The organism is Erythrobacter sp. GH1-10, from assembly GCF_045363165.1.
Taxonomy (GTDB): domain Bacteria; phylum Pseudomonadota; class Alphaproteobacteria; order Sphingomonadales; family Sphingomonadaceae; genus Erythrobacter.
This window is the reverse complement of the sequence record NZ_JBJFLP010000001.1, coordinates 323,531-344,641: the sequence shown is the minus strand read 5'-3', so window position 1 is coordinate 344,641 and position 21,111 is coordinate 323,531. Positions and strand designations below refer to the sequence as shown.

The following is a 21,111-nucleotide window of genomic DNA, read 5'->3' as shown; positions in this document are numbered from 1 at the left end:
CTCTGAGGGTCCTTCCTGCACCGATTTCGGTGCATCTCGCGATGGATCAGACACTCACGATGATGCCCGCATCGCGATCGGTCAATGATTGTTCCACGTGGAACATCTTCCGAATCGACGGTTTTTGCTTCTCCAATTCGTGCGCTGCCGAGCGCCCTTTGGGCAAGACGTAGCGCGTGCGCTCTGTGGAGAAGGGTGCGGATAAGCGGAGGAGTTTGTCCAGTGGAGCGAAGGCGCGTGCCGAAATGACACTGACCGGGAACGGCTCGATCCGTTCGATGCGATCATGCAGCACCTCGCAACGCGATAATTCGAGCTTTTCGCAGCAATCGCGCAGGAATTCGACACGAAGAGCGCGCGATTCGACCAGCCGAACCGGAAAATCGGGAAGAAGCGCCGCGACGACCAGGCCGGGTAGGCCCGCTCCCGTGCCCAGATCCAGCCATGGCTCGCCGCGAGTGTGATCGAGTGTTTCACGTGAAACATGCTGCAGCAGTTGCGCGCTGTCGGCGATATGCCTCTGCCACACCTGCGCTTCGGACGCCTTGCTGATGAGATTTTGCCGCTGGTTCCCCTCGATCAGGAGCTCGGCAAAGCGTTCAAGCCTCTCGATAGCAACCCGATCTGCCATTCCACCCACATACTCACGGGCCTGCTCTTCGGTATCGATCACGCAGCGAAACTACCCGATTGCTGATAGCGGCGCGCCTGGACAAGCAGGGCGGAGAGCGCGGCAGGTGTCACTCCGGGCACCCGCCCTGCAGCAGCCAGGGTGCTCGGTGCAGCCCTGCTGAGCCGCTCGACCATCTCATTCGAAAGGCCGGGAACCTCGGAATAGGGAAAGTCCGACGGCAATGGCAGCTCTTCGCTCGCCCGCAAATCGCGCAATTCCGCATCCTGCCGAGCAAGATACGGCGCATAGGCCGCATCCTCGGCCATTTCCTGCGCAAGGATCGGATCGAGCAGACTGATATCTTTGAGCCAAGGGGAAAGTGTTCCGAGATCGATCCCGTCGTGCCGCAGCCATTCGGCAACGTTCTTCTCACCGCCATCCCGGCGTACGTTGAGCCCCGCATCGGCGAGTTCGCGCGCATGCACATCCCGCGCAAAGGCTTCACCGATCGTCTCGCGGTGCCGCTCCCGCTGCTCGAACCATGTGCGACGCTCATCGCCTACACAACCAGCCTCCATACCCAGGGCGGTCAAACGCGTCCCGGCATTGTTCGCCCGCAGGCGCAGGCGATACTCGGCCCGCGCGGTAAGCATGCGATAAGGCTCGCTGACACCCTGGAGCGTGAGATCATCGATCATCACCGCGATGTAAGAGTTCGCACGGTCGAGTTTCGGCCCCTTCTTGCCCAGTTCGGCAGTCGCGGCTTCGAGCCCGGCCACAAGACCTTGAGCTGCAGCTTCCTCATAACCCGTAGTCCCGTTGATCTGGCCGGCGCAGTAAAGGCCGGGGATCGCCTTCAACTGAAGGTCCGGAGTCAGCGCACGTGGATCGATGTGATCGTATTCGACCGCGTAGCCCGGCACGACCATCTCGACCCGCTCGAGACCCGGCATCGCACGAAGCATATCGAGCTGGACATCGACAGGCAGCGAAGTGCTGATTCCGTTGGGATAGACCAGATGCGTGCGCAAGCCTTCCGGTTCAAGGAAGACCTGGTGCCCGTCGCGATCGCCGAAGCGGTGAATCTTGTCCTCGATCGAAGGGCAATAGCGCGGTCCAGCCGCATCGATCGCGCCCGAAAACAGCGGCGAACGATGGAGGTTGGCACGGATCGCATCGTGCGAAGCCTGTGTCGTGCGCGTGATTGCGCAGAAAATCTGCGGATTGGCGCGCCTGTTGGTAAGTGGCGACATGGTCCAGCCGTCTGCGTCGGACGGCTGCTCCTCGAGGCTCGCCCAGTCGATAGTCCCTCCGTCGAGACGTGGAGGTGTACCGGTCTTGAGCCGCGCCATCGGCAGGTTGGCATGCCGTAGCTGCTCGGCCAACCTTTTTGCGGCATTCTCTCCGATCCGCCCGCCTTCGAACCGCTCCTCACCCCGAAAGAGTACGCCGCCGAGGAATGTGCCCGTACAAAGGATGACCCGAGGGGCGCGCAACTGCGTCCCGTCGGCCAGTTCAAGCCCCGCAACCACCCCGCCCTCTAGCATGAGCGCAGCGGCCTCACCCTCGATCAGCGACAGGTTCGCCTGGTTTCGAACCACCTGTTGGACCGCCGCCTTGAACAGCACACGGTCGGCCTGCACACGCGGCCCCCAGACCGCGCTGCCCTTGGAGCGGTTGAGCATACGGTAGTGGATCGCACCGGCGTCTGCCGCTCGGCCGATAACCCCATCAAGCGCATCGACCTCGCGCACGAGGTGCCCCTTGCCCAACCCCCCAATGGCCGGGTTGCAGCTCATGGCTCCGATTGCGTCGAGATCAAAACTCACCAAGCCCGTGCGCGCACCCATGCGCGCAGCGGCGCAGGCCGCTTCGACACCGGCGTGACCGCCGCCGACAACCAGAACCTCGAAAGTGTGCATGGCGAGGCAAATAGTGTGCCGAGGGACCCGCGTCAAAAGCTGATTGTATGCGCGACAGATCGCTATGTTTCACGTGAAACAACAGATGCGGCGACACCGCTCACTTTCCGATGCAGAAACGCCCGAAAAGCGCATCGAGCATATCCTCGGTGGTGGCCCGTCCGATCAGGCGATCAAACGCCAATCGGGCCAGCCGGAGGTCCTCTGCAACCAGCAGAGGATCCGAGTGGTTTCGAGAAGAACTCAGCGATACCGCTGCTTCGGACAGGAGCGCGTGTTGCCGAGCGTTGAGCGTCGCCTCCCCGGCCTTCGGCAGGACTGCGAGCGCATGTTCGACCAAGTCGAGCTTAAGGCCGGAAAGACCCTCCCCCGTCTTTGCAGAGACAATGTGCCTCGCCTTGCTCTTGGACAGGTAATCATCGGCATCGGACCGGGCTGCGATCTCCCACGCACCATCCGGGCCTCCGCCCTCCTCCCCAAGCCACAGGATCACGTCTGCGCGCGCCAATTCCCCGCGCGCGCGATCGATGCCGATGACCTCGATCTCATCCCCGCCGCCCTCGCGCAGTCCGGCGGTATCGACGAAGGCGAAGGGGACACCGGAAATCGCAACCGATCGCTCGATCACATCACGGGTGGTCCCTGCGATCGGGGAAGTTATGGCCGCCTCGCTCTCCACCAACGCATTGAAAAGTGTCGATTTCCCAGTGTTCGGTGGGCCGGCGAGCACGATCCGAAAGCCCTCCCCAAGCTTTTCCGACCTTGGCCTGTCCAGCCATTCATCGATTTCCCGACTGAGACTTTCGACATTCCGCGCAAATTCATCGGGCAAGGCTTCGACGTCGTCCTCGTCCGAGAAATCGAGAGCTGCCTCGACCTGCGCGGACAACTCGAGCAGTCGGGTGCGCCATCCTTCAACCTGGCCGGACAACATCCCGCTGGCATTGGCGATCGCCGCAGCGCGCTGAAGCTCGGTTTCCGCGGCTAGCAGATCGGCGAGCCCTTCGGATTCAGCCAAATCGATCCTGCCATTGGCGAAAGCGCGCCGGGTGAACTCACCCGCTTCGGCGGGGCGCAAGCCATCAATCGAGCCCAGCGCCCGCTGCACTGCGGTGAGCACTGCGCGGCCGCCATGGCAATGGAACTCGGCGAAATCCTCTCCGGTGACCGTCTGCGGCCCCGGAAACCAGAGCACCAGCGCCTCATCGAGCAAACGTCCCTTGCTGTCGCGCAACTTGGCGAGACTTGCCTTCCGCGGCTCGAACTCGCGCCCGGCAAGGGCATTCACCGCCGAACCGGCCTTGGGGCCGCTCACACGAACGATACCGATCGCAGCAGGCGGAAGCCCGCTCGACAAGGCAAAAATCGTGTCCGACATTGACGGGTCTTCCTGGACCGAGGATCAGTCGGCGTCGCTCTTACCCGACTTCCCGGTAGATCCGGCCCGCATCCCGCCTTCGACGAAATTCTGGAACATTTTCAGTCCCATCTGCCCCATCGGAGCCAAAGCTTGTGCGAATTCCTGCATCTGGGCCGGGTTGCTCACACCCTTCATCGCCTTCGCGATATTGTCGACATAAATGCTGTTGGCCTCGCTTACGTCAGGGAGACCCATGAAGTTGCGCGCCTCCTCCGGCGTGCAATCGATTTCGATATTGATTTTCATCGGGCCACTCCCCTCGCATGGGACACTCTGAATGTGTCAATCTGACTGTTTGTGACATTTGGGTTTGGCAAAGCCAACCTGCAATCGATAGACCGCGATTCGACATCCAGGTAAAACCACGAGAGGACCCCCATGAGCGAGACCGTATCGATCCCCACCCTGTCCGGCGATTCGACTTTCAACGCCTATGTCGCGCGCCCTGCGGACAACCCCCGCGCCGCGATCGTCGTCATCCAGGAAATCTTCGGTGTGAATGCCGGCATCCGCCGCAAATGCGACAGGCTGGCCGAAGATGGATATCTCGCAGTCGCGCCCGACCTTTTCTGGCGGCTCGAACCCGGCGTCGAGCTCGATCCCGACATCGAGCCCGAGTTCCAGCGGGCGCTCGATCTGATGGGCAAGTTCGACCAGGATCAGGGCATCCGCGATATCGAAGCCACAATCCACCGCAGCCGCGGGGAAATGGGCGTCGCGAAGGTGGGCTGCGTCGGTTACTGCCTTGGCGGTCGCCTCGCGTATATGACTGCAGCTCGCACCGACGTGGATGCGTCAGTCGGATACTACGGGGTCGGTATCGATGGCTTGCTGCGCGAGAAACATGCGATCTCAAATCCGCTGTTGCTCCACATCCCCACCGAGGACGGGTTCGTCGATAAGGATACACAAAAGGCGATGCATGAAGGGCTCGACGATCATCCGCGTGTCACCCTCTACGACTACGAAGGCCTGGATCACGGCTTTGCGACGGAATTCGGCAAACGCCGTGACGAGGAGGCTGCAACGCTTGCCGATAAGCGCACCGCAGCCTTTTTCTCCGAGCATCTGAGCTGATCCGAGCCATGGATGCTCACACCGCCCTCGCCCGTTGGCATAAGATGGCAGAAGGTGGCAGCAAACCCGATGCGCTTGCCGCCATCATCCGTGAAGACGCCGTGTTCCATTCCCCGGTGGTCCATACACCGCAGGAGGGTCGCGAAATTGTCGTCGCCTACCTCAGTGCGGCAGGGCAAACGCTCGGCAATGACAGCTTCCGCTACCTCCGCGAAATGGTCGACGGCACTACCGCAGTGCTCGAATTCACCACCGAGATGGACGACATCCACGTCAACGGGATCGACATGATCACCTTCGACGATGACGGATTGATCAAGGATTTCAAGGTTATGGTCAGGCCACTCAAGGCCGTCAACAAGGTCTGGGAAATGATGGCCGCGCAGCTGGAGCGGCAAAAAACCTAGTTCAGGACCGCAAAGTTCATGATGATCTTGCGGATCTGATCATCGAGGCCCTTGGGGAGTTCGGCTTCGAGAATCTCGCGGCGTTTTTCGACGCTCTCGGCAATCAGGACACGCTTCATCGCCCAATCCGGACAGGAGCGTTCATTCACCTTGCGCTGCTCGAGCATCGAAATGCCGGTGTGGCGCGGATCGTGGGTGATGCGCACCATCAGGCCGACGAGATCGGCTTCCTCGCCTTCGAGAAGCTGGAGGAAGTTCCGGCCGTTGTAGAGCAAGAGTCCGGTGATCCCGTTCGCCGGATTGTTGCGCGCGCTGCTCGCGAGGATCGAATCGACCTCCTCGCGGGACAGGCTGGGAGCGGTGCTGATGTAGAGATACTGGCTTAGCATTGGTGAGGAGCCTTAGACCCGACGGGCGCGCTTGCCAATCGGTCAGCGTATGGGGTTCCGGCCCCGCAAAGCGACGACCGGAATCCACCGCCTTTTCCTTACTGGTTCATGGTCTCGAAGAAGTCCTCGTTGGTCTTCGAATCCTTCATCTTGTCGAGCAGGAACTCCATCGCATCGATGGTACCCATTTGCATGAGGATGCGGCGCAGGACCCACATCTTCGAAAGGATATCCTTCTCGACCAGCAATTCTTCCTTGCGGGTGCCGGACTTGCCGACATCGAGCGCCGGGAAGATGCGTTTGTCGGCGACCTTGCGATCGAGCACGATTTCGCTGTTGCCCGTGCCCTTGAATTCCTCGAAGATTACCTCGTCCATACGGCTGCCGGTATCGATCAGCGCGGTGGCGATGATCGAGAGCGAGCCGCCTTCCTCGATATTGCGTGCCGCACCGAAGAAACGCTTCGGACGCTGGAGCGCGTTGGCATCGACACCGCCGGTCAGCACCTTGCCCGAGCTCGGGACCACGGTGTTGTAGGCACGGCCCAGACGCGTGATCGAATCGAGCAGGATCACGACATCGTTTTTGTGTTCAACCAGGCGCTTTGCCTTCTCGATCACCATTTCGGCGACCTGGACATGGCGATTGGCGGGCTCGTCAAAAGTCGAAGAAATCACCTCGCCCTTCACGCTGCGCTGCATGTCGGTGACTTCCTCGGGACGCTCGTCGACGAGCAGCACGAGCAAGAACACCTCGGGATGGTTGTCTGTGATCGCCTTGGCGATGTTCTGCAACAGCACCGTCTTACCGGTGCGCGGCGGCGCGACGATCAACGCACGCTGGCCCTTACCCTGCGGCGCGATGATATCGATCACCCGCGCGGACTTGTCCTTCACGGTCGGATCGAGCGTGTCGAGATTCAGCTTCTGATCGGGATACAGCGGCGTAAGGTTGTCGAAATTGGTCCGCATCCGAACCTGTGCCGGATCCTCGAAGTTGACCGATGCAAGGCTTGTCAGCGCGAAGTAGCGCTCGCCTTCCTTCGGCGCGCGAATTTCGCCTTCGACCGTATCGCCGGTGCGCAATCCCCATTTCCGGATCTGGTTGGGTGAAACATAGATATCGTCCGGCCCGGCAAGGTAGTTCGCTTCGGGCGAGCGCAGGAAGCCGAAGCCATCCTGCAGCACCTCAATGGTGCCGATTCCCATGATCTTCTCTTCGTATTCCTCGTCTTCGGCGAGTTCGCGCAGGATGCTGAACAGCAGGTCCTGGCGGCGCATGGTTGATGCACCCTCGACGCCGAGTTCTTCCGCCATCTGGACGAGTTCGGCCGGGGTCTTCTGCTTTAAGTCTTTGAGATGCATTGGTTTTATTCCAGAGTAAAAATGATTGGCCGGTTCGTCAGTACCTCTGTGGACGAGGCGCCTCGCAGGATCCGAGGCTGGGCTTGGAGAAAGCAGACGGGGCTGTGCGGGGTCGCTCAGCCCTTACCGGGTGATGGAGATGAAATAGAATTCGGTTGGGTGCCGGTCAATCGGCAAATGTCAGAATGGCTTCAGATACACCAGCGCGACGATGAGCACGAGCAGCAAACCCGGCACCTCGCCGATCATCCGCAGGGTCTTTTCGCTCAGCGGCCGCTCGCCGCGCGCCATCTTCTTGGACTGCGCCACCAGCCATCCATGATAACCGCTGAGGACCAGAACCAGCGTCAACTTGGCGTGCAGCCAGCCCGAACTGAAGAATCCCATCGTGTAGGCCATGGCCAGGCCAAGCACCCATACCACCAACAGGCTCGGCGTCAGGATGATTGTCCGCAGCTTGCCCATCCGCTCGGCCCACTTGGCCTCGCCTTCGGAACCGGGTGCATGATCGAGAATGTAGATGCACTGGCGCGGAAGCATGAACAGCCCCGCAAGCCAGAAGACCATGAAGATGACATGGCCGATCTTCAGCCAGAGATAGATCGATACGAAGAAGTCCTGCATGGCCGCGCCTTACCCGCCCCGCACGGCCGCAAGCAACTCTTCGACGTGCTGGATCGGCGTAAATTGACCGATTCCGTGGCCAAGATTGAACACGTGCGGCCGGTCTCCGAAGGCATCGAGGATGGTGCGCACCCGATCGGGCAAAGCCGGCCCGCCCGCTTCGACCAGCAGAGGATCGAGATTGCCTTGCACCGGCATTCCCTCTGGAAGGCTCGCATGGGCCCACGCGGGATCGAGCGTTTCGTCAAGACCGACCGCATCCACCCCGGTCTCGCGCGCATAGGCAGGAAGCTTCGCGCCCGCACCCTTGGGGAAACCGATCACCGGCGTATCGGGATGCGATTCCTTGATCGCCGCGGTGATCGTAGCATTCGGCGCTATCACCCAGCGTTCGAATTCGTCAGGGGCGAGACTGCCGGCCCAGCTGTCGAACAGCTGCACCGCTTCGGCCCCCGCATCGATCTGGCCACGAAGATATTCGATCGAGGTTTCGATGATCGCATCGCAAATCGCCTGCATGCGCGCCGGATCGCGATAGGCGAGAAGCCTCGCCGGCTCCTGGTTCTTGGACCCTTCGCCGGCAATCATGTAGGTCGCGACGGTCCAGGGTGACCCTGCAAAGCCAAGCATCGTCACATCGTCTGCGATCTGCTCGCGGGTCAGCCGTACGGTTTCGTAGACTGCGTCGAAGCGCTCCTTCGCTTTGGTGAAGTCCGAGAGTTCGGCTTCGAGCAGTGTCGGGCTGAGCTTCGGCCCTTCCCCTTTTTGGAATTCGAGCCCCTGCCCCATCGCATGCGGCACGATCAGGATATCCGAAAAGAGGATCGCTCCATCGAACCCAAAACGACGGATCGGCTGGACAGTGACTTCCGCCGCCGCTTCGCTGTCATAGACCAGTTCGAGAAAACCGCCCTTCTCGGCGCGCAGTTCGCGATATTCGGGAAGGTAACGGCCCGCCTGGCGCATGAGCCAGACCGGAGCGACATCTTGTTTCGTACCTTTGAGAGTTTCGAGCAACGGGCCCGGCATACGTGTTCCTCTAATCAATAATAATTATATTTATAAAAGAGATGATGGAGTCTGTTGGCCCTGTGGAAAGCGGGAATTACCGACAACTGCCCGATTTCTCCCGTGCTGAACAGCCCCTTGACGCTTTGCGACTCTGCACACGCAGGCGGTCAAGCGCAATCTTTCCTCGTTGTCCCCAGCCTGTCGATATGCGCTGTCCCGTGTAGAGAAACCGGCCCGCTGCGACCCGGTCAGCGGGCATGAAAATCGCTCCCATGCTTGTGAACGGTCCTCTCCCGTGGTTTATGCCCGCGAGTATCCACAAGCGTAGAAAAGCAATCGCGACCACCCGATGAACCGCCTGAATCTCCACCTTGTCTCTGATTCCACCGGGGAAACGCTGGAGATGATCGCCAAGGCGGCGCTGGCTCAGTTCGACGATCCCGAGGTCGCACGCCATTTCTGGCCGATGGTGCGATCGAAGCAGCATCTCGACCGGATCGTTCCCGATCTCGCCGACAATCCGGGCCTGGTGCTGTTCACTCTTGTGAACGCCGACACGCGCGCGAGGCTAGAGGAACATTGCCGCCATCTCGGACTGCCCGCGGTACCTGTGCTCGATGGAGTAACCGCAGCGCTGGAATCCCAACTCGGCCAGGAGGCCCATGGACGACCCGGTCGCCAGCATCTGATGGACGAGGAATATTTCAAACGCGTCGAAGCGATCCAGTACACCATCGCGCATGACGATGGTGTCGGGCATGAGGACTGGGAAGAAGCCGATATCGTGCTCGCAGGCGTTTCCCGCAGTTCGAAGACGCCAACCAGCATCTATCTGGCCAATCGCGGATACAAGGTCGCGAACATCCCGCTTGTGGTCGAAAGTCCTCCGCCTGGCAGCCTTTTCAGGCTGCGCCACCCTCTCGTGGTCGGACTGACAACCGCACCTGAGCGGCTGGTCCAGATCCGCCGCAACCGCCTGCTGTCGCTGAACGAGGGTACCGAGACCTCTTATGTCGACAGCGAGAAGGTGAAGTCCGAAACGCAATTCGCGCGGCGGATGTTCGCCGACAATGGCTGGCCGGTGATCGATGTGACCCGTCGTTCGATCGAGGAAAGCGCGGCGGCCATCATCCGGCTTGTGCAGGAACGCAAGCGTCAGAACGGTCAGCCCGATCTCATGTCAAAACCGATATGACGCAGCCGCCGCTCATTCTCGCTTCGAAATCCGCCTCGCGCAGGGCAATGCTCGATGCCGCGGGTGTGACCTATGAAGCGATCCCCGCCGATATCGACGAACGCGCGATCGAGCAGAACCTCGACGACGCTTCGGCGCCCGAGATCGCCGAGGCTCTGAGCGTGGCCAAGGCAGCCTCCCTCACCGCGGATCATCCCGAAGCATTCGTCCTTGGTAGCGATTCCCTGGTGGTTGTCGATGGGACGAGGTTCGATAAGCCGACTTCTCGCGAGAATGCCGCTGAACACCTGCGGTTCTTCTCGGGCAAGGTGATGGAATTGCACAGCGCGGCGGCCCTTGTCCGCGGGGACACCTGCGAATGGGCACATGCCGACATCGCGCGCCTTGCGGTTCGCGCGCTTTCGGATGACTTCATCGAGCACTACCTCGAGCATGAATGGCCCGCGGTGGGTTTTACCGTCGGCGTGTTCCGGATCGAGGCGATGGGCGTGCAGTTGTTCGACAGCATCGAGGGTGACCAGTTCACTGTGCTCGGGATGCCACTGCTTCCGCTGCTTGGCGCGCTTCGCGAACACGGTGTGCTGCTTGCATGAACGCTCCCTACGCCCATGTCATCGGCGATCCTATCGCGCAGTCGAAATCGCCACTGATTCATGGCTTCTGGCTAGAAAGGCTCGGTATCCCGGGAAGCTACAAGGCGCGCCTTGTGGAGAGCGCAGGCTTGCGCGATTACCTGGCCGAACGGCGTAGCGACGGTAGCTGGATTGGGTGCAACGTCACCATGCCGCACAAACAGGCGATCCTGGGCGAACTCGACGCGCTCGACCCCGTAGCTCGCAAGCTCGGCGCTGTGAACACAGTCGTTCGCGGCGAGGATGGCTCGCTGAAGGGTTTCAACACTGATGCGCCCGGCTTTCTGGAGCCGCTCATGCCGATGCTCGAATCGCAGCACTTGTTCCGCATGGCCCGCATCATTGGCACAGGCGGCGCGGCCCGGGCGATCATTGCCGCGCTCGCCGACAACGGTTTCACCCTCGTCGTGGCCGGGCGGGATCCTGCCAAAGCGCGCGCTCTGCTCGACGAGCTTGCGCCGGACGGTGAACACCACGCTATCCAGCTCTCGCACTTCGCCCAGCCGACCGATTTCGCCTTCGACGATCGCGAGGGTTGCCTCGACCTCGTCATCAACGCGTCTCCGCTCGGAATGCGCGGCAATCCGCCGCTCGCCTTCGACTGGAGTCATGCGCCGCCGGGCAGCATTGCCTACGATATCGTCACCGATCCGGTGGACACCCCGTTTCTCAAGGCGGCACGCGCGTCCGGGCACGCCACGATCGACGGCCTGGCCATGCTGATCGGCCAGGCAGCGGTGGCGTTCGAGAAGTTCTATGGCGCAATCCCACCCCGCGAAGATGATGCGCAATTGACTGAGCTGCTGACCAAATGACCCGGCCACTCATCATCGGCCTGACAGGCTCCATCGGAATGGGGAAATCGACCGTGGCCGACATGTTCGAGCGCGCGGGCGTTCCGGTGTTCGATGCCGACGCAGAGGTGCGAGCGATGCAGGGCCCCGATGGAGAGCTGATCGCAGCGATCGAAAAGGCGTTCCCTGGATCGACAGGAGCGGAAGGGGTTAACCGCGACGCGCTCGGGAAGCTTGTGTTCGGCGACCGCGAGGCGCTGACCCGGCTCGAGGCGATCGTCCATCCCGCCGTCGCCCGCAAACGCGCGCAATTCCTCACCGACAATGCCGATGCGCCAATCCTCGTCTTCGATATTCCGCTGCTGTTCGAGCGCGGTGGGCACGAGGCGGTGGATACCATCGTCGTCGTCTCGGCTCCTCCAGAAGAGCAGCGCAAGCGGGTCCTCGCGCGCCAGGGAATGACCGAAGAGAAATTCGAGCACATTCTCTCGCTGCAGGTCCCCGACGCGGAAAAGCGCAAGCGCGCCGATCATGTGATCGATACCGGCACCAGCCTCGAAGAAACCGAGGCGCAGGTCGTAGCGCTGATCGAGCAACTGTCCGCAAGCCGCGAATAGCGCCTCTTGCGCTCCGCCGAACTTGGGTGAATAACCGACTCGATGCGCGAGATCGTTTTCGACACCGAAACCACTGGCCTAGATCCCAAGACCGGGGACCGGATGGTGGAGATCGGCTGCGTGGAGATGGTCGGGCGGGTGGAAACGGGCCGCACCTATCACGCCTATTACAATCCCGAACGCGACATGCCCTCCGCTGCCGAAGCGGTGCACGGACTCTCGATCTCCTTCCTCGAAACCAAGCCGAAATTCTCCGAATCCGCTGATGAATTGCTCGAATTCCTGGGCGATGCGCCGCTCGTGGCGCACAACGCCGGTTTTGACTTCGGATTCCTCAATGCCGAACTCGAGAGGATCGGTCGCGAACCTATCTCGATGGACCGCATGGTCGATACCGTCGCGATCGCGCGCAAACGGCATCCCGGAGCGAAGCTTTCGCTCGATGCGCTGTGCACCCGCTACGGGATCGATCGCAGCCACCGGGTGAAGCACGGCGCCTTGCTCGATGCCGAGCTGCTTGCGCAGGTCTATGTCGAACTCACCGGCGGGCGGCAGATCGGGCTCGAACTTGCCGCGGAAACGATCGAAGTCGAGATAACGAGCCAGACCGTGTCGTTTGAGCGCGGGATGTCCGACGGGAAACCTGCCCGGCCCCATCGCGAACCTCGTCCGCACAGCGCTTCGCCGGAAGAAATCGCGCGCCATAAGGAATTTATCGCCGGGATCGAGAACGCGATCTGGGCTCGCTGAGCGCTAAGCTCGTCTGAGTACACAACGAAAGGAGACCGAGCGACGATGGATATCCGGATTTCGGGCCACCAGGTGGAAACGGGTGCCGCCTTGCAGGAACACGCTGCCGATCGCCTTGGCGGAATTGTCGATAAGTATTTCGACCGCGCTCTGTCTTCGCATGTGACATTCGGAAAAGCTCCGGCAGGCGCTTTCACTTGCGATATCGTCACCCACGTCAACCACGGCACGATCCTGAAGGCGCAAGGTAATGCGCACGATGCCCATGTCGCGCTCGATGATGCGGCGGCCAAGATCGAAAAGCAGCTGCGCCGCTACAAACGCCGCCTCACCGATCGTCATGAGCGCGCCAACCATGCGCGAGCCGAAGAAGAGGCCGCCTACACGATTTTCGCTGCTGACGAAGGAGAAGAGGAAATCACGGCGGACGCACCGCCCGTGATTGCCGAAACCAGCGTCGACATTCCGACCGGGACCGTCGCCGATGCGGTGATGATGCTCGACCTCCGCAACACACCGGCACTGTTTTTCAAAAACGCTGGCACTGGTCGGCATAATATGGTTTATCGCCGCGCCGATGGCTCGATCGGTTGGGTTGAGCCGCGCTAGGGCCACATTCCTGTTGTTTGGGAGAACGGCGGGATACTCAAGTGGTTCTCCACGAACCGTAGGATAGGCGCCGCGCCACCCCGTCAGCGGCGATAACCTGCGTGTGCGAGGGTTTGAGTGCCCCATGCGGGCGAAACTGATTCGGGATCTTGAATTCGTAATGGACGTCAACATCACCATGATGCCGGAGGCCGTCGCGATCGACCGGCTTGAAACCAAAAGCCAGGTTCTTGCGCATATTTCGCAAGCGTTCGCCGAGGTTTACGGGCTCGACCAGACCGAGGTGCTGGAGGGACTCGAGCAGCGCGAAGCGTTGGGCAGCACCGGTTTCGGACGCGGCGTCGCCATCCCGCATTGTCGCAGCGCCGCAGTGAAGCGCCCCACCCTCGTGCTCCTGAAGCTGGAGCAGCCGGTCGATTTCGGGGCGGCCGATGCTGTGCCGGTCTCGTTGATCTTCGGGCTGGTCTCCCCCGACAATGCCGGAGCGACCCATTTGCACGCGCTCGCCGCGATCTCGCGGCTGATGCGCGACGAGACCATGATCCAGGCGCTGATCGACGCGCCCGACCGTGAAGCGATGTTCGCTTTGATGACAAATCAATTCCTGCGCGATGCCGCCTGACGATCCGGTCGATAGTTCCTCGGCCTCGCAGCCGACCGGGGCGGAGCTTCATTATCGTGCGCTCGAACGCCTTTATGTCTCCGCTCCGATCAATCGAAAATTCGATTCAAAGCTGGAGATCACCGGCGAGGGTCGCTCGCGGCTGACATTCATGGTCGATGAGGCGTCCTACCATGCAGCAGGCGCGGCGCATGGTACGATCTACTTCAAGATGCTCGACGATGCGGCCTTCTATGCTGCCAACACGCTCGCGACCGACCGTTTTCTTCTGACCACCAGCTTCAACCTCCACTTTACCAAGCCAGTCCGCACCGGTGAGGTGATCGCCGAAGGGCGCTGGGTCAGCGGTCGCCGTCGGGTGTTCGTGGCAGAGGCACGCCTTATCGATGCCGAAGGCGACGAGATCGGACGCGGCACAGGGACCTTCATGCGTTCGCGCATCGCGCTTTCGAGCCTTCCCGGCTACACACCTCAGCGATGATCGGTCGCCGATGAGCGAATCTGTCCGCCTCCCTGCACATCTCGAGGTTTCCAGCCTCATCCGCCTCGCCGAATCACACGGCGGGATGGCTACCGTCCTGTACAAGGGCGAACGCGATGCCGGTACCTTGCTCGTGGTAACCATGTATCGTGGTGAAAACGCAAAGCTTTACGAACGAATGCCACAGCTCGACGGGACTCGTGCATTCGTGCTTACGAAAGAGCAAGATTCTGAAAACCCTATGGAATTTACGGGATATCTCGATCGGAGAGCCAGTCAGGACCCCGATATCTGGGTTGTCGAGGTGGATGTCGCCGATGCAGAACGCTTCATCGCACTTCTGCCGTGTTAACTTGACATAGTTTCAAATGTGACTAGTTCGCCCGCAGCTTCCAGGTGCGCAGGCTGGCGAAGTGGCAATTCGGCCGCGGGACCAGCACGCAGACGGGGGGCGGCCGGCAGGCCTTAGGACGAACCACCAAACAACCAGCGTATAATCGCAACAGGTTCCCACCTGCGTCGGAGCTCGCTCACCGCACAAAAAGAAGATCCGATGAGTCGCAAGACTTATTCATTGAGTGCTGTCGCCATCGCAGCGACAGCAGGCTTGAGTTTCTCCAGCGCCGACGGTGCCGGAGCATTTGCCCAGGACGCAGCCGCCCTCCAGGCCGCGCCCGAAACCGAATCGACCGCGCAAGAGATGGTCGAGGTCATGCCCGATGCGACGGTTTTCGTGTCCGAAGAAGTGGTCCAGCCGATCGGCAAGGACGACGACTTCGATAATGCGGAACTGACCTTTGATGCAGCGTCGCTGGCCGAGCTCGTGCACGAGGTCGATGCACCAGAACAGCTGAGCGAGCAAATGCGGTGCCTGGCCGGCGCGGTCTACTTCGAATCGCGCGGCGAGCCGCTGGCCGGACAGTTGGCCGTGGCGCAGGTCGTCATCAATCGCTCGGAAGACAGCCGCTGGCCCGCATCCTATTGCGGCGTGGTGTACCAGCGCGCGCAGTTCTCGTTCGTGAAGAACGGGCGGATGCCGCGGATCAGGACGGGCTCTGCCGCTTGGGAACGTGCCAAGGCGATCGCAAAGATCGCGCACGATGGCATGTGGGAATCGGAAGCCGGCGATGCCGTCTATTTTCACGCCAATTATGTCCGACCGACGTGGAGCCGACGCAAGGTCCGCACTGCGCAGATCGATACGCATATTTTCTACAGGTAAACCTGCCATACGCGACCAGATGTCGTGTCCATGCGGGCAGGTGCTTGCACTTGCGGGCTCCCACTCGGGAGCCCGTTTCTTTTCTAGCCCCTCAAGACAGCCCAGACCGGTGCGTGGTCGCTCGCCTTCTCGCGTCCGCGATGTTCCTTGTCGACGCCGACCGCGTGCAACCGATCCGCGAGTTCGGGGGACAACAGGATGTGGTCGATGCGAAAGCCGTGGTCGCGCTGCCAGGCCCCGGCCTGATAGTCCCAATAGGTCCACACTCCGCCGCGCGGATTGAGCGTGCGCACCGCGTCGGTCCAGCCGTCGGCCAGCAGCCGGGCATAGGCCGCGCGGCTTTCAGGTTGCATAAGCGCATCCGATGCCATTGCCTTGATCGACCAGACGTCGTTGTCCTCGGGGATCACGTTGAAATCGCCAAGGACCGCGGCGGGAACCTCTTCGGCCCAGATCTCTTCCATCCGGGCGCGCAGTTTCTCCATCCACGCCAGCTTGTAATCGAACTTCGGGCCGGGGTGCGGGTTGCCGTTGGGCAGGTAGATGCACACGATCCGCGTCGTTTGTCCGTCGCGTACCACATCCACTTCGAGATAGCGCGCCTGCTCGCCTTCACCGTCCTTCGGTCCGTCGATCCCGAGCCCGCGCTGGACCTCCTTCGGCGGTTCATATCCCGCCTCGCCATCGGTGAGGATTGCTACCCCGTTGAACGCCTTCTGGCCGTGCGTCAGCACATGGTAGCCGATCTCTTCCAGCTCCTCGGCGGGGAAGTTCTCATCGATCGATTTGATTTCCTGCAGGCATGCCACGGCAGGCCGCGTTTCGGTGAGCCATTCCTTGAGCCGCGGAAGCCGGGCCTTGATACCATTGATGTTGAAAGTCGCGATTTTCATGGCCGCTTAGTGCCGCAGAATTCGTGCCGGGTCTAACTCAAATCCCGAAACTGGATCCGCAGCCGCAGCCCGCAGCGGCGTTTGGATTCTCGACCCGGAATGCCGCTCCGCCGAGCGACTCGACGAAATCCACGACGCTTCCACCGACGAGGTCGAGGCTGACTGGATCCACGACCAGCTTCACCCCATCGGTTTCGCTGACGGAATCGTCGCTATCCGGCGCGTCGGTGAGATCGAACTTGTACTGGAAGCCCGAGCACCCCCCGCCCTCGACCGAAAGCCTGAGGATCGCAGGTTTGGTCTGCTTCTGGGCTATCCAGGCCACGCGCTTTGCGGCGGCGGGCGTAAGGGTGAGAGTTTCGGCCATACGGTGGATTTAGGAGGCGTGCCCTTGGCGCACAAGTGCGCGCTCAGGTCGAGATGTAAGTCCGCAGCGCCTGCGCCTCCTGTTCGATCTCGTCCATCTTGAGCTTCACCATGTCGCCGATCGACACGAAATCCACGAGGGCTCCGTTCTCCACGACGGGGAAGTGGCGAAACCGGCGCTTCGTCATCAATGCGAGCGCATCGTCGATCTTGGTGCTTGGCTCCACGGTAACGGCAGGCGAGGTCATCACCTCGCCGACTGTCTTGTCGAGGCAGGCAGAGCCTTCATCCGCCAGCCGGTAGATCACGTCGCGCTCGGAGAAGATCCCGGCAACTGTTCCGTTGTCGAGCACCGGCAGGGCACCGATCCGTTTGCCTGCGAGCATCGCCACTGCATCGCGCACCGGTGTTGTCACCTCGCAGGAAATGACGTCGGTAGACGAACGGTTGGCAGTGATTCTCGCGATGGTCATCAGGCACTCTCCCTTGCTGAGAAAGAAAAATGCCACTTTCCGAGCGAAAAGGCGAATCCGAAGAGCTTGTCGCCCATCCTGCCGCTAAACCATTGCATTACGGGTCGCGGCCTCACATGTGGTGGGCATGGCCAACAAATCGCCCCTCGACGATCCGGAAACCGCGGCGCACGCCTGGGCGCGCTACCGCCAGATCATGCGACTGCTGCTCACAGTAACTGTGGCGACGGTCGCTATTGCTGTAGGGCTGCTGTTTGCCTTCAATGGTGCGATATCGGTGCATTTCTATATCGCGGTGGCACTCGGCATCGCCTTCACCATGCTGCTCGGCGGCGGATTGATGGGGCTGGTGTTTCTTTCCAACGGCACCGGCCATGACGAATCGGTGGACAATCGCCTGCCCAGCGCCGACGAGCTTTTCGGAGACAAGGACCGCGACTAGGCGGCCGGCGGTGTAAGCCGGAATTCCTCGACCGGCTGGCCGCCCACAAGATGCTCCTCGATGATCCGGTCGAGCACCTCCGGCACGCACGAATGGTACCAGACGCCATCGGGCCAGACGACCGCGATCGGACCCGAAGCGCAGATCTGAAGGCAATCCGCCTTGGTCCTCTGGATACCGCCGCCGGGGCCCTTCGGGTGCTCTTCGGTCCGCTTGGGGCCTGCCAGGCCCCGCTCTTTCAACCTGTCTTTCAGGAATTGCCACGAAATCGCGCCGACTTCGCGCGAGCAGCACTTCTGCTTCTCCGAGAGCGCGCACAGGAAGATGTGCCTCTCGATCCCATCGCTATTTGCGGCGTTTCCGTATTTCTTCGCCAGCGCGGTCTGCGCGGCGAGCAACCCGGTATCACTCATTCCTCGCCGACCTCCTCGGGTGCTTCTTTGAGCCACCGATCGAGCCAAGCGAACACGGTGTCGTGCCATTGCAGCGAGTTCTTCGCGCCAAGCACCCAGTGGTTTTCATCGGGGAAGACAAGCAATTGCGATGGGATCCCGCGTTCCTGTAGCGCGGTGAAGCTCTGCAAGCCTTGCGTGTAGGGGACGCGGAAATCCTTCTCGCCTGTTATCACGAGCATCGGGGTCTGCCAGTTGTCGACATGGTTGACGGGGTTCCAGCGCTCGTAGGTTTCGCGGGCATCGCTGTAGGATCCGCCGAAATCCCACTTCGGAAACCACAATTCTTCGGTCGAATAGTAGAAGCTGCGCATGTCGAACAGGCCATCGTGCTGGACAAGGCAATCGAACCGATCGGCCCACTGGCCGGCGATCCAGTTGACCATGTAGCCGCCATAGCTTGCGCCCATCGCGCAGGCGCGGGTGCCGTCGATCTGCGGATCGAGTTCGAGCGCGGCGGCGAGACCTTTCTGCAGGTCCTCGAGCGGCTTCCCGCCCCAGTCGCGGTTGATCGAATCCATGAAGTCCTGTCCGTATCCGGCGCTGCCGTGGAAATCGACCGAGATGACGGCATATCCCTGGCTTGCGACGACACGGGGGTTCCAGCGGCTCGACCAGCCGTCGCGGAAGGTCCCTTGCGGACCTCCGTGAATATAGAGGATTGCCGGTACCGGCCCGGTCTGGTTTTCGAGCCGTGTGATCTGGCCCCACACCGTATCGCCATTTGCTCCCGGAAAGCTGAACCGCGTCGTCACCGTCGATGCCAATGCGCCAACCCGGCTGGTCACCATGTCGGTAAGCGGACGCGCCTGCGCCAGACCATCGGACAGGTAGAGTTCGTTCGGCACGCCAATCGAATCGCGCGTGAACAGCAGCCGGTCGCCTGCAAGCGGGAGGAGGTTGGCGATGTGGGCTTCATTCCCGGCCATCAGGTCCAGCTTGGTCGCTTTTCCGGTTTCCGGATCGATCCGGAACGCGGGATTATCGAGCACATCGGCAGCCGTTGCGAGCAGGTAAGATCCGTCGGCGCTCCAGGCCAGGTCGCCGAACGAGAGATCGATCTCCTGTGTGAGGGCCCGGGTTTCACCTGTTTCCAGATTGCGCAAGTGGACGACAAGCCGGTCCGATTCATATCCGGGCCGGGCCATCGCAAGATAGGCAAGGTACCTTCCGTCCGGTGAAGGGGCAGGGCCAGTATCCGTCGCTCTGTTCTCTTCGGTGAGCGCCGTTACGGCGCCCGAGAGTGCCTCGGCAAAGTAGATGTCGAGATCGGTCGAAGTGGGTTCTTCTGCGTTCGCCTCGCGCAACACGAAATAGACGCCACTGCCGTCAGGTGCCCATGCGATGTCTTCGCCGCCGCCGAACGGCATGGTCGGCGTATGGCCGATCAGGGTGCGATTCTCGCCGCCGTCGATCGCCTGACCATCGCCGACGGCCTTTCCTTCTTCGAGTCCAAAGATGAAGACCCGGTTGTAAACGCCCGGTTCGACCCAGCGGTCCCAGTGGCGATAAAAGCCGCCATCGCCCTCGTAGAGACGACCCGAGCCGATCGGATCGGTACCGGCATTGCAGCCGAAACGCGGGCAGTCGCGCGGGATTTCCGCCCACAGCGCAACCGCGTTTCCGGTCGGCGCAAGCTTGAAGCCAGCGATCTCGGTGCCGGGAATGTCGGCGACCAGCATCGGGCCGGAAACACTCCCGTTTCCTTCGATCGCCGCCCGCCAAAGGCGCGACCGTGGCTCGGCATCTTTATCGGGGTGCTCGGAGCTCAGAAAATAGAGCAGGTGGTCCGGACCGAACGCGAGCGAGTTGGCTCTGATCCCGAGATCGAATTCGACCGGATTGGCATTCTTTGCGGCAAGATCGATCACGTAGTGCTTCGGTGTACGCTTGTAGGTTACCGGATCGGTCTCGGTCACCGAAAACACAGCGTAGCGATCCATCGCCACCGTCGCCCCGCCTAGGCGAGGCATGGTGACAAGGTCTTCCGCCGACATCGGCGGCACGGATACGCCGGGGACCGAGAGTTCACCGGGATCACTCGTCTCGGAATTGTGGCCATCTGCAACCGCAGGAGCCGCTGCTAACACGGTCGCTATCAGCGTAGCGCCGATCTTGTGCATCGATTTCATGGGGCACGGTTAACGTGCTATCCGGCCCCGCGCCAGTGAAACCGGATGATAGCGTTTGCGCGCAGTCAGCTCTTCTTGCCGGCAATCCGGGCAATCTCGGCGCGGACGAGCTTTTCCACCATTCCCGGCAGGTTCTTGTCGAGCCAGTCGGCGAGCATCGGACGGAGCAATTCGCGGGTCAGCCCCTCGAGCGAGGTTTCGCCCGAGCGCACGATCTGCGGACGTGCGCCCGGCTCGGCGAGCATGGCCAGCGCGGCGAGGTTTTCCTGCATCGCGCCGCGAACCGCTTCCGCGACCAAGGGGGTGTCGCCATCGCTGTCCGGTTCGCTCTCGGACCAGCCCGAGCCTTCCAGCGTTTCGTCGAGTTCCATTTCCGAGAGATCGAGGACTTCTTCCGACCCGCCCTCAGTCGCTTCCGGTTCGGAGGCAGGTTCTTCCGGGAGATCGGATTGCTCTTCGCGGCGACGGCGGGCCATCATGGCACCTTCGCGATTGTCGCGAGCGATCACTTTCTTGATCGACTCAAGAATCTCTTCGACCGATGCCTCGTTACTTTGGCCCACGTTTCGCCCCGATATTCGTTAACCATTCCGAATCGGAACGC

At 61.3% G+C, this 21,111-nt stretch carries 27 protein-coding genes; 13 read left to right on the top strand and 14 right to left on the bottom strand.

Annotated elements, in window-relative coordinates; all coding sequences use genetic code 11:
- Window positions 1–46: 46 nt before the first annotated feature.
- The 4 genes from rsmG to ACI5KX_RS01735 form a co-directional block, all read right to left on the bottom strand.
- The gene (gene rsmG, locus ACI5KX_RS01750) at window positions 47–673 is read right to left on the bottom strand and encodes a 16S rRNA (guanine(527)-N(7))-methyltransferase RsmG (protein WP_406808957.1); all 627 of its coding nucleotides are present in this window, start codon (window positions 671–673) and stop codon (window positions 47–49) included.
- On the bottom strand, window positions 670–2,535 hold the full coding sequence (gene mnmG / locus ACI5KX_RS01745; protein WP_406808956.1) for a tRNA uridine-5-carboxymethylaminomethyl(34) synthesis enzyme MnmG: 1,866 nt from the start codon (window positions 2,533–2,535) through the stop codon (window positions 670–672). Before mnmG ends, rsmG begins: the two co-directional genes overlap by 4 nt.
- 100 nt (window positions 2,536–2,635) lie before the next feature.
- The gene (gene mnmE / locus ACI5KX_RS01740) at window positions 2,636–3,913 is read right to left on the bottom strand and encodes a tRNA uridine-5-carboxymethylaminomethyl(34) synthesis GTPase MnmE (protein WP_406808955.1); all 1,278 of its coding nucleotides are present in this window, start codon (window positions 3,911–3,913) and stop codon (window positions 2,636–2,638) included.
- 24 nt (window positions 3,914–3,937) lie between these two features.
- Complete coding sequence (locus ACI5KX_RS01735; protein ID WP_406808954.1) at window positions 3,938–4,201, bottom strand: DUF6489 family protein; 264 nt, start codon at window positions 4,199–4,201, stop codon at window positions 3,938–3,940.
- Between the two features lie 132 nt (window positions 4,202–4,333).
- On the opposite strand from ACI5KX_RS01735, the gene ACI5KX_RS01730 reads away from it, so the two are divergent.
- Entirely contained in the window at window positions 4,334–5,032 is a 699-nt protein-coding gene (locus ACI5KX_RS01730) for a dienelactone hydrolase family protein (protein WP_406808953.1), read from the top strand.
- 44 nt (window positions 5,033–5,076) lie between these two features.
- A complete protein-coding gene (locus ACI5KX_RS01725; protein ID WP_406808952.1) occupies window positions 5,077–5,439 on the top strand; it encodes a nuclear transport factor 2 family protein in 363 nt (120 codons plus the stop codon).
- On the opposite strand, the gene ACI5KX_RS01720 is transcribed toward ACI5KX_RS01725, so the two are convergent.
- The 4 genes from ACI5KX_RS01720 to hemE all read right to left on the bottom strand — a co-directional run bounded on the left by ACI5KX_RS01720 (window position 5,436) and on the right by hemE (window position 8,845).
- Window positions 5,436–5,828, bottom strand: a complete 393-nt coding sequence (locus tag ACI5KX_RS01720; RefSeq protein ID WP_406808951.1) for a BLUF domain-containing protein — start codon at window positions 5,826–5,828, stop codon at window positions 5,436–5,438. The two genes, ACI5KX_RS01725 and ACI5KX_RS01720, sit on opposite strands and share 4 nt — an antisense overlap.
- Before the next feature lie 98 nt (window positions 5,829–5,926).
- Window positions 5,927–7,192 (bottom strand): transcription termination factor Rho, encoded by a 1,266-nt coding sequence (gene rho / locus ACI5KX_RS01715; protein ID WP_406808950.1) that lies wholly within the window; start codon window positions 7,190–7,192, stop codon window positions 5,927–5,929.
- A 180-nt stretch (window positions 7,193–7,372) separates the two neighbouring features.
- Window positions 7,373–7,816 carry a CopD family protein gene (locus tag ACI5KX_RS01710; protein WP_406808949.1) on the bottom strand — a complete coding sequence of 148 codons (444 nt, stop codon included), beginning with the start codon at window positions 7,814–7,816 and terminating at the stop codon, window positions 7,373–7,375.
- Between the two features lie 9 nt (window positions 7,817–7,825).
- Entirely contained in the window at window positions 7,826–8,845 is a 1,020-nt protein-coding gene (gene hemE / locus ACI5KX_RS01705) for a uroporphyrinogen decarboxylase (RefSeq protein ID WP_406808948.1), read from the bottom strand.
- A 331-nt stretch (window positions 8,846–9,176) separates the two neighbouring features.
- Here hemE and ACI5KX_RS01700 point away from each other — a divergent pair, with 331 nt between their 5' ends.
- The 10 genes from ACI5KX_RS01700 (at window position 9,177) to ACI5KX_RS01655 (ending at window position 15,749) form a co-directional block, all read left to right on the top strand.
- Window positions 9,177–10,022, top strand: coding sequence for a pyruvate, water dikinase regulatory protein (locus tag ACI5KX_RS01700; RefSeq protein WP_406808947.1), 846 nt, complete (start codon window positions 9,177–9,179; stop codon window positions 10,020–10,022).
- Entirely contained in the window at window positions 10,019–10,615 is a 597-nt protein-coding gene (locus ACI5KX_RS01695) for a Maf family protein (protein WP_406808946.1), read from the top strand. The genes ACI5KX_RS01700 and ACI5KX_RS01695 overlap by 4 nt, the downstream gene beginning before the upstream one ends.
- Entirely contained in the window at window positions 10,612–11,469 is an 858-nt protein-coding gene (aroE, locus tag ACI5KX_RS01690; RefSeq protein ID WP_406808945.1) for a shikimate dehydrogenase, read from the top strand. The genes ACI5KX_RS01695 and aroE overlap by 4 nt, the downstream gene beginning before the upstream one ends.
- Window positions 11,466–12,065: a dephospho-CoA kinase gene (gene coaE / locus ACI5KX_RS01685; protein WP_406808944.1), complete on the top strand. Its 600-nt coding sequence runs from the start codon at window positions 11,466–11,468 to the stop codon at window positions 12,063–12,065. Before aroE ends, coaE begins: the two co-directional genes overlap by 4 nt.
- A 42-nt stretch (window positions 12,066–12,107) precedes the next feature.
- Window positions 12,108–12,815, top strand: a complete 708-nt coding sequence (gene dnaQ, locus ACI5KX_RS01680) for a DNA polymerase III subunit epsilon (protein WP_406808943.1) — start codon at window positions 12,108–12,110, stop codon at window positions 12,813–12,815.
- A 45-nt stretch (window positions 12,816–12,860) separates the two neighbouring features.
- Complete coding sequence (gene hpf, locus ACI5KX_RS01675; protein WP_406808942.1) at window positions 12,861–13,424, top strand: ribosome hibernation-promoting factor, HPF/YfiA family; 564 nt, start codon at window positions 12,861–12,863, stop codon at window positions 13,422–13,424.
- A gap of 160 nt (window positions 13,425–13,584) precedes the next feature.
- A complete protein-coding gene (locus tag ACI5KX_RS01670) occupies window positions 13,585–14,046 on the top strand; it encodes a PTS sugar transporter subunit IIA (RefSeq protein WP_406808941.1) in 462 nt (153 codons plus the stop codon).
- Window positions 14,036–14,527 carry a PaaI family thioesterase gene (locus tag ACI5KX_RS01665; RefSeq protein ID WP_406808940.1) on the top strand — a complete coding sequence of 164 codons (492 nt, stop codon included), beginning with the start codon at window positions 14,036–14,038 and terminating at the stop codon, window positions 14,525–14,527. The genes ACI5KX_RS01670 and ACI5KX_RS01665 overlap by 11 nt, the downstream gene beginning before the upstream one ends.
- 10 nt (window positions 14,528–14,537) lie before the next feature.
- The gene (locus ACI5KX_RS01660) at window positions 14,538–14,879 is read left to right on the top strand and encodes a DUF1491 family protein (protein ID WP_406808939.1); all 342 of its coding nucleotides are present in this window, start codon (window positions 14,538–14,540) and stop codon (window positions 14,877–14,879) included.
- A 201-nt stretch (window positions 14,880–15,080) separates the two neighbouring features.
- The gene (locus ACI5KX_RS01655; RefSeq protein WP_406808938.1) at window positions 15,081–15,749 is read left to right on the top strand and encodes a cell wall hydrolase; all 669 of its coding nucleotides are present in this window, start codon (window positions 15,081–15,083) and stop codon (window positions 15,747–15,749) included.
- 83 nt (window positions 15,750–15,832) lie between these two features.
- Here the strand turns inward: ACI5KX_RS01655 and xth are convergent, their stop codons facing one another.
- Genes xth through ACI5KX_RS01640 form a run of 3 tightly spaced genes read right to left on the bottom strand, consistent with a single transcriptional unit; the run spans window position 15,833 to window position 17,481 of the window.
- Window positions 15,833–16,642 carry an exodeoxyribonuclease III gene (gene xth / locus ACI5KX_RS01650; protein WP_406808937.1) on the bottom strand — a complete coding sequence of 270 codons (810 nt, stop codon included), beginning with the start codon at window positions 16,640–16,642 and terminating at the stop codon, window positions 15,833–15,835.
- 37 nt (window positions 16,643–16,679) lie between these two features.
- Window positions 16,680–17,009 carry an iron-sulfur cluster insertion protein ErpA gene (erpA, locus tag ACI5KX_RS01645; protein WP_406808936.1) on the bottom strand — a complete coding sequence of 110 codons (330 nt, stop codon included), beginning with the start codon at window positions 17,007–17,009 and terminating at the stop codon, window positions 16,680–16,682.
- A gap of 43 nt (window positions 17,010–17,052) precedes the next feature.
- On the bottom strand, window positions 17,053–17,481 hold the full coding sequence (locus ACI5KX_RS01640; RefSeq protein ID WP_406808935.1) for a CBS domain-containing protein: 429 nt from the start codon (window positions 17,479–17,481) through the stop codon (window positions 17,053–17,055).
- Between the two features lie 127 nt (window positions 17,482–17,608).
- On the opposite strand from ACI5KX_RS01640, the gene ACI5KX_RS01635 reads away from it, so the two are divergent.
- Window positions 17,609–17,923: a hypothetical protein gene (locus ACI5KX_RS01635; RefSeq protein WP_406808934.1), complete on the top strand. Its 315-nt coding sequence runs from the start codon at window positions 17,609–17,611 to the stop codon at window positions 17,921–17,923.
- Here ACI5KX_RS01635 and ACI5KX_RS01630 read toward each other — a convergent pair.
- The 3 genes from ACI5KX_RS01630 to ACI5KX_RS01620 all read right to left on the bottom strand — a co-directional run bounded on the left by ACI5KX_RS01630 (window position 17,920) and on the right by ACI5KX_RS01620 (window position 21,070).
- Complete coding sequence (locus ACI5KX_RS01630; RefSeq protein WP_406808933.1) at window positions 17,920–18,336, bottom strand: (2Fe-2S) ferredoxin domain-containing protein; 417 nt, start codon at window positions 18,334–18,336, stop codon at window positions 17,920–17,922. The genes ACI5KX_RS01635 and ACI5KX_RS01630 overlap by 4 nt on opposite strands.
- Complete coding sequence (locus tag ACI5KX_RS01625; protein WP_406808932.1) at window positions 18,333–20,507, bottom strand: prolyl oligopeptidase family serine peptidase; 2,175 nt, start codon at window positions 20,505–20,507, stop codon at window positions 18,333–18,335. Before ACI5KX_RS01625 ends, ACI5KX_RS01630 begins: the two co-directional genes overlap by 4 nt.
- Before the next feature lie 65 nt (window positions 20,508–20,572).
- On the bottom strand, window positions 20,573–21,070 hold the full coding sequence (locus tag ACI5KX_RS01620) for a DUF2497 domain-containing protein (RefSeq protein ID WP_406808931.1): 498 nt from the start codon (window positions 21,068–21,070) through the stop codon (window positions 20,573–20,575).
- Window positions 21,071–21,111: the final 41 nt, after the last annotated feature.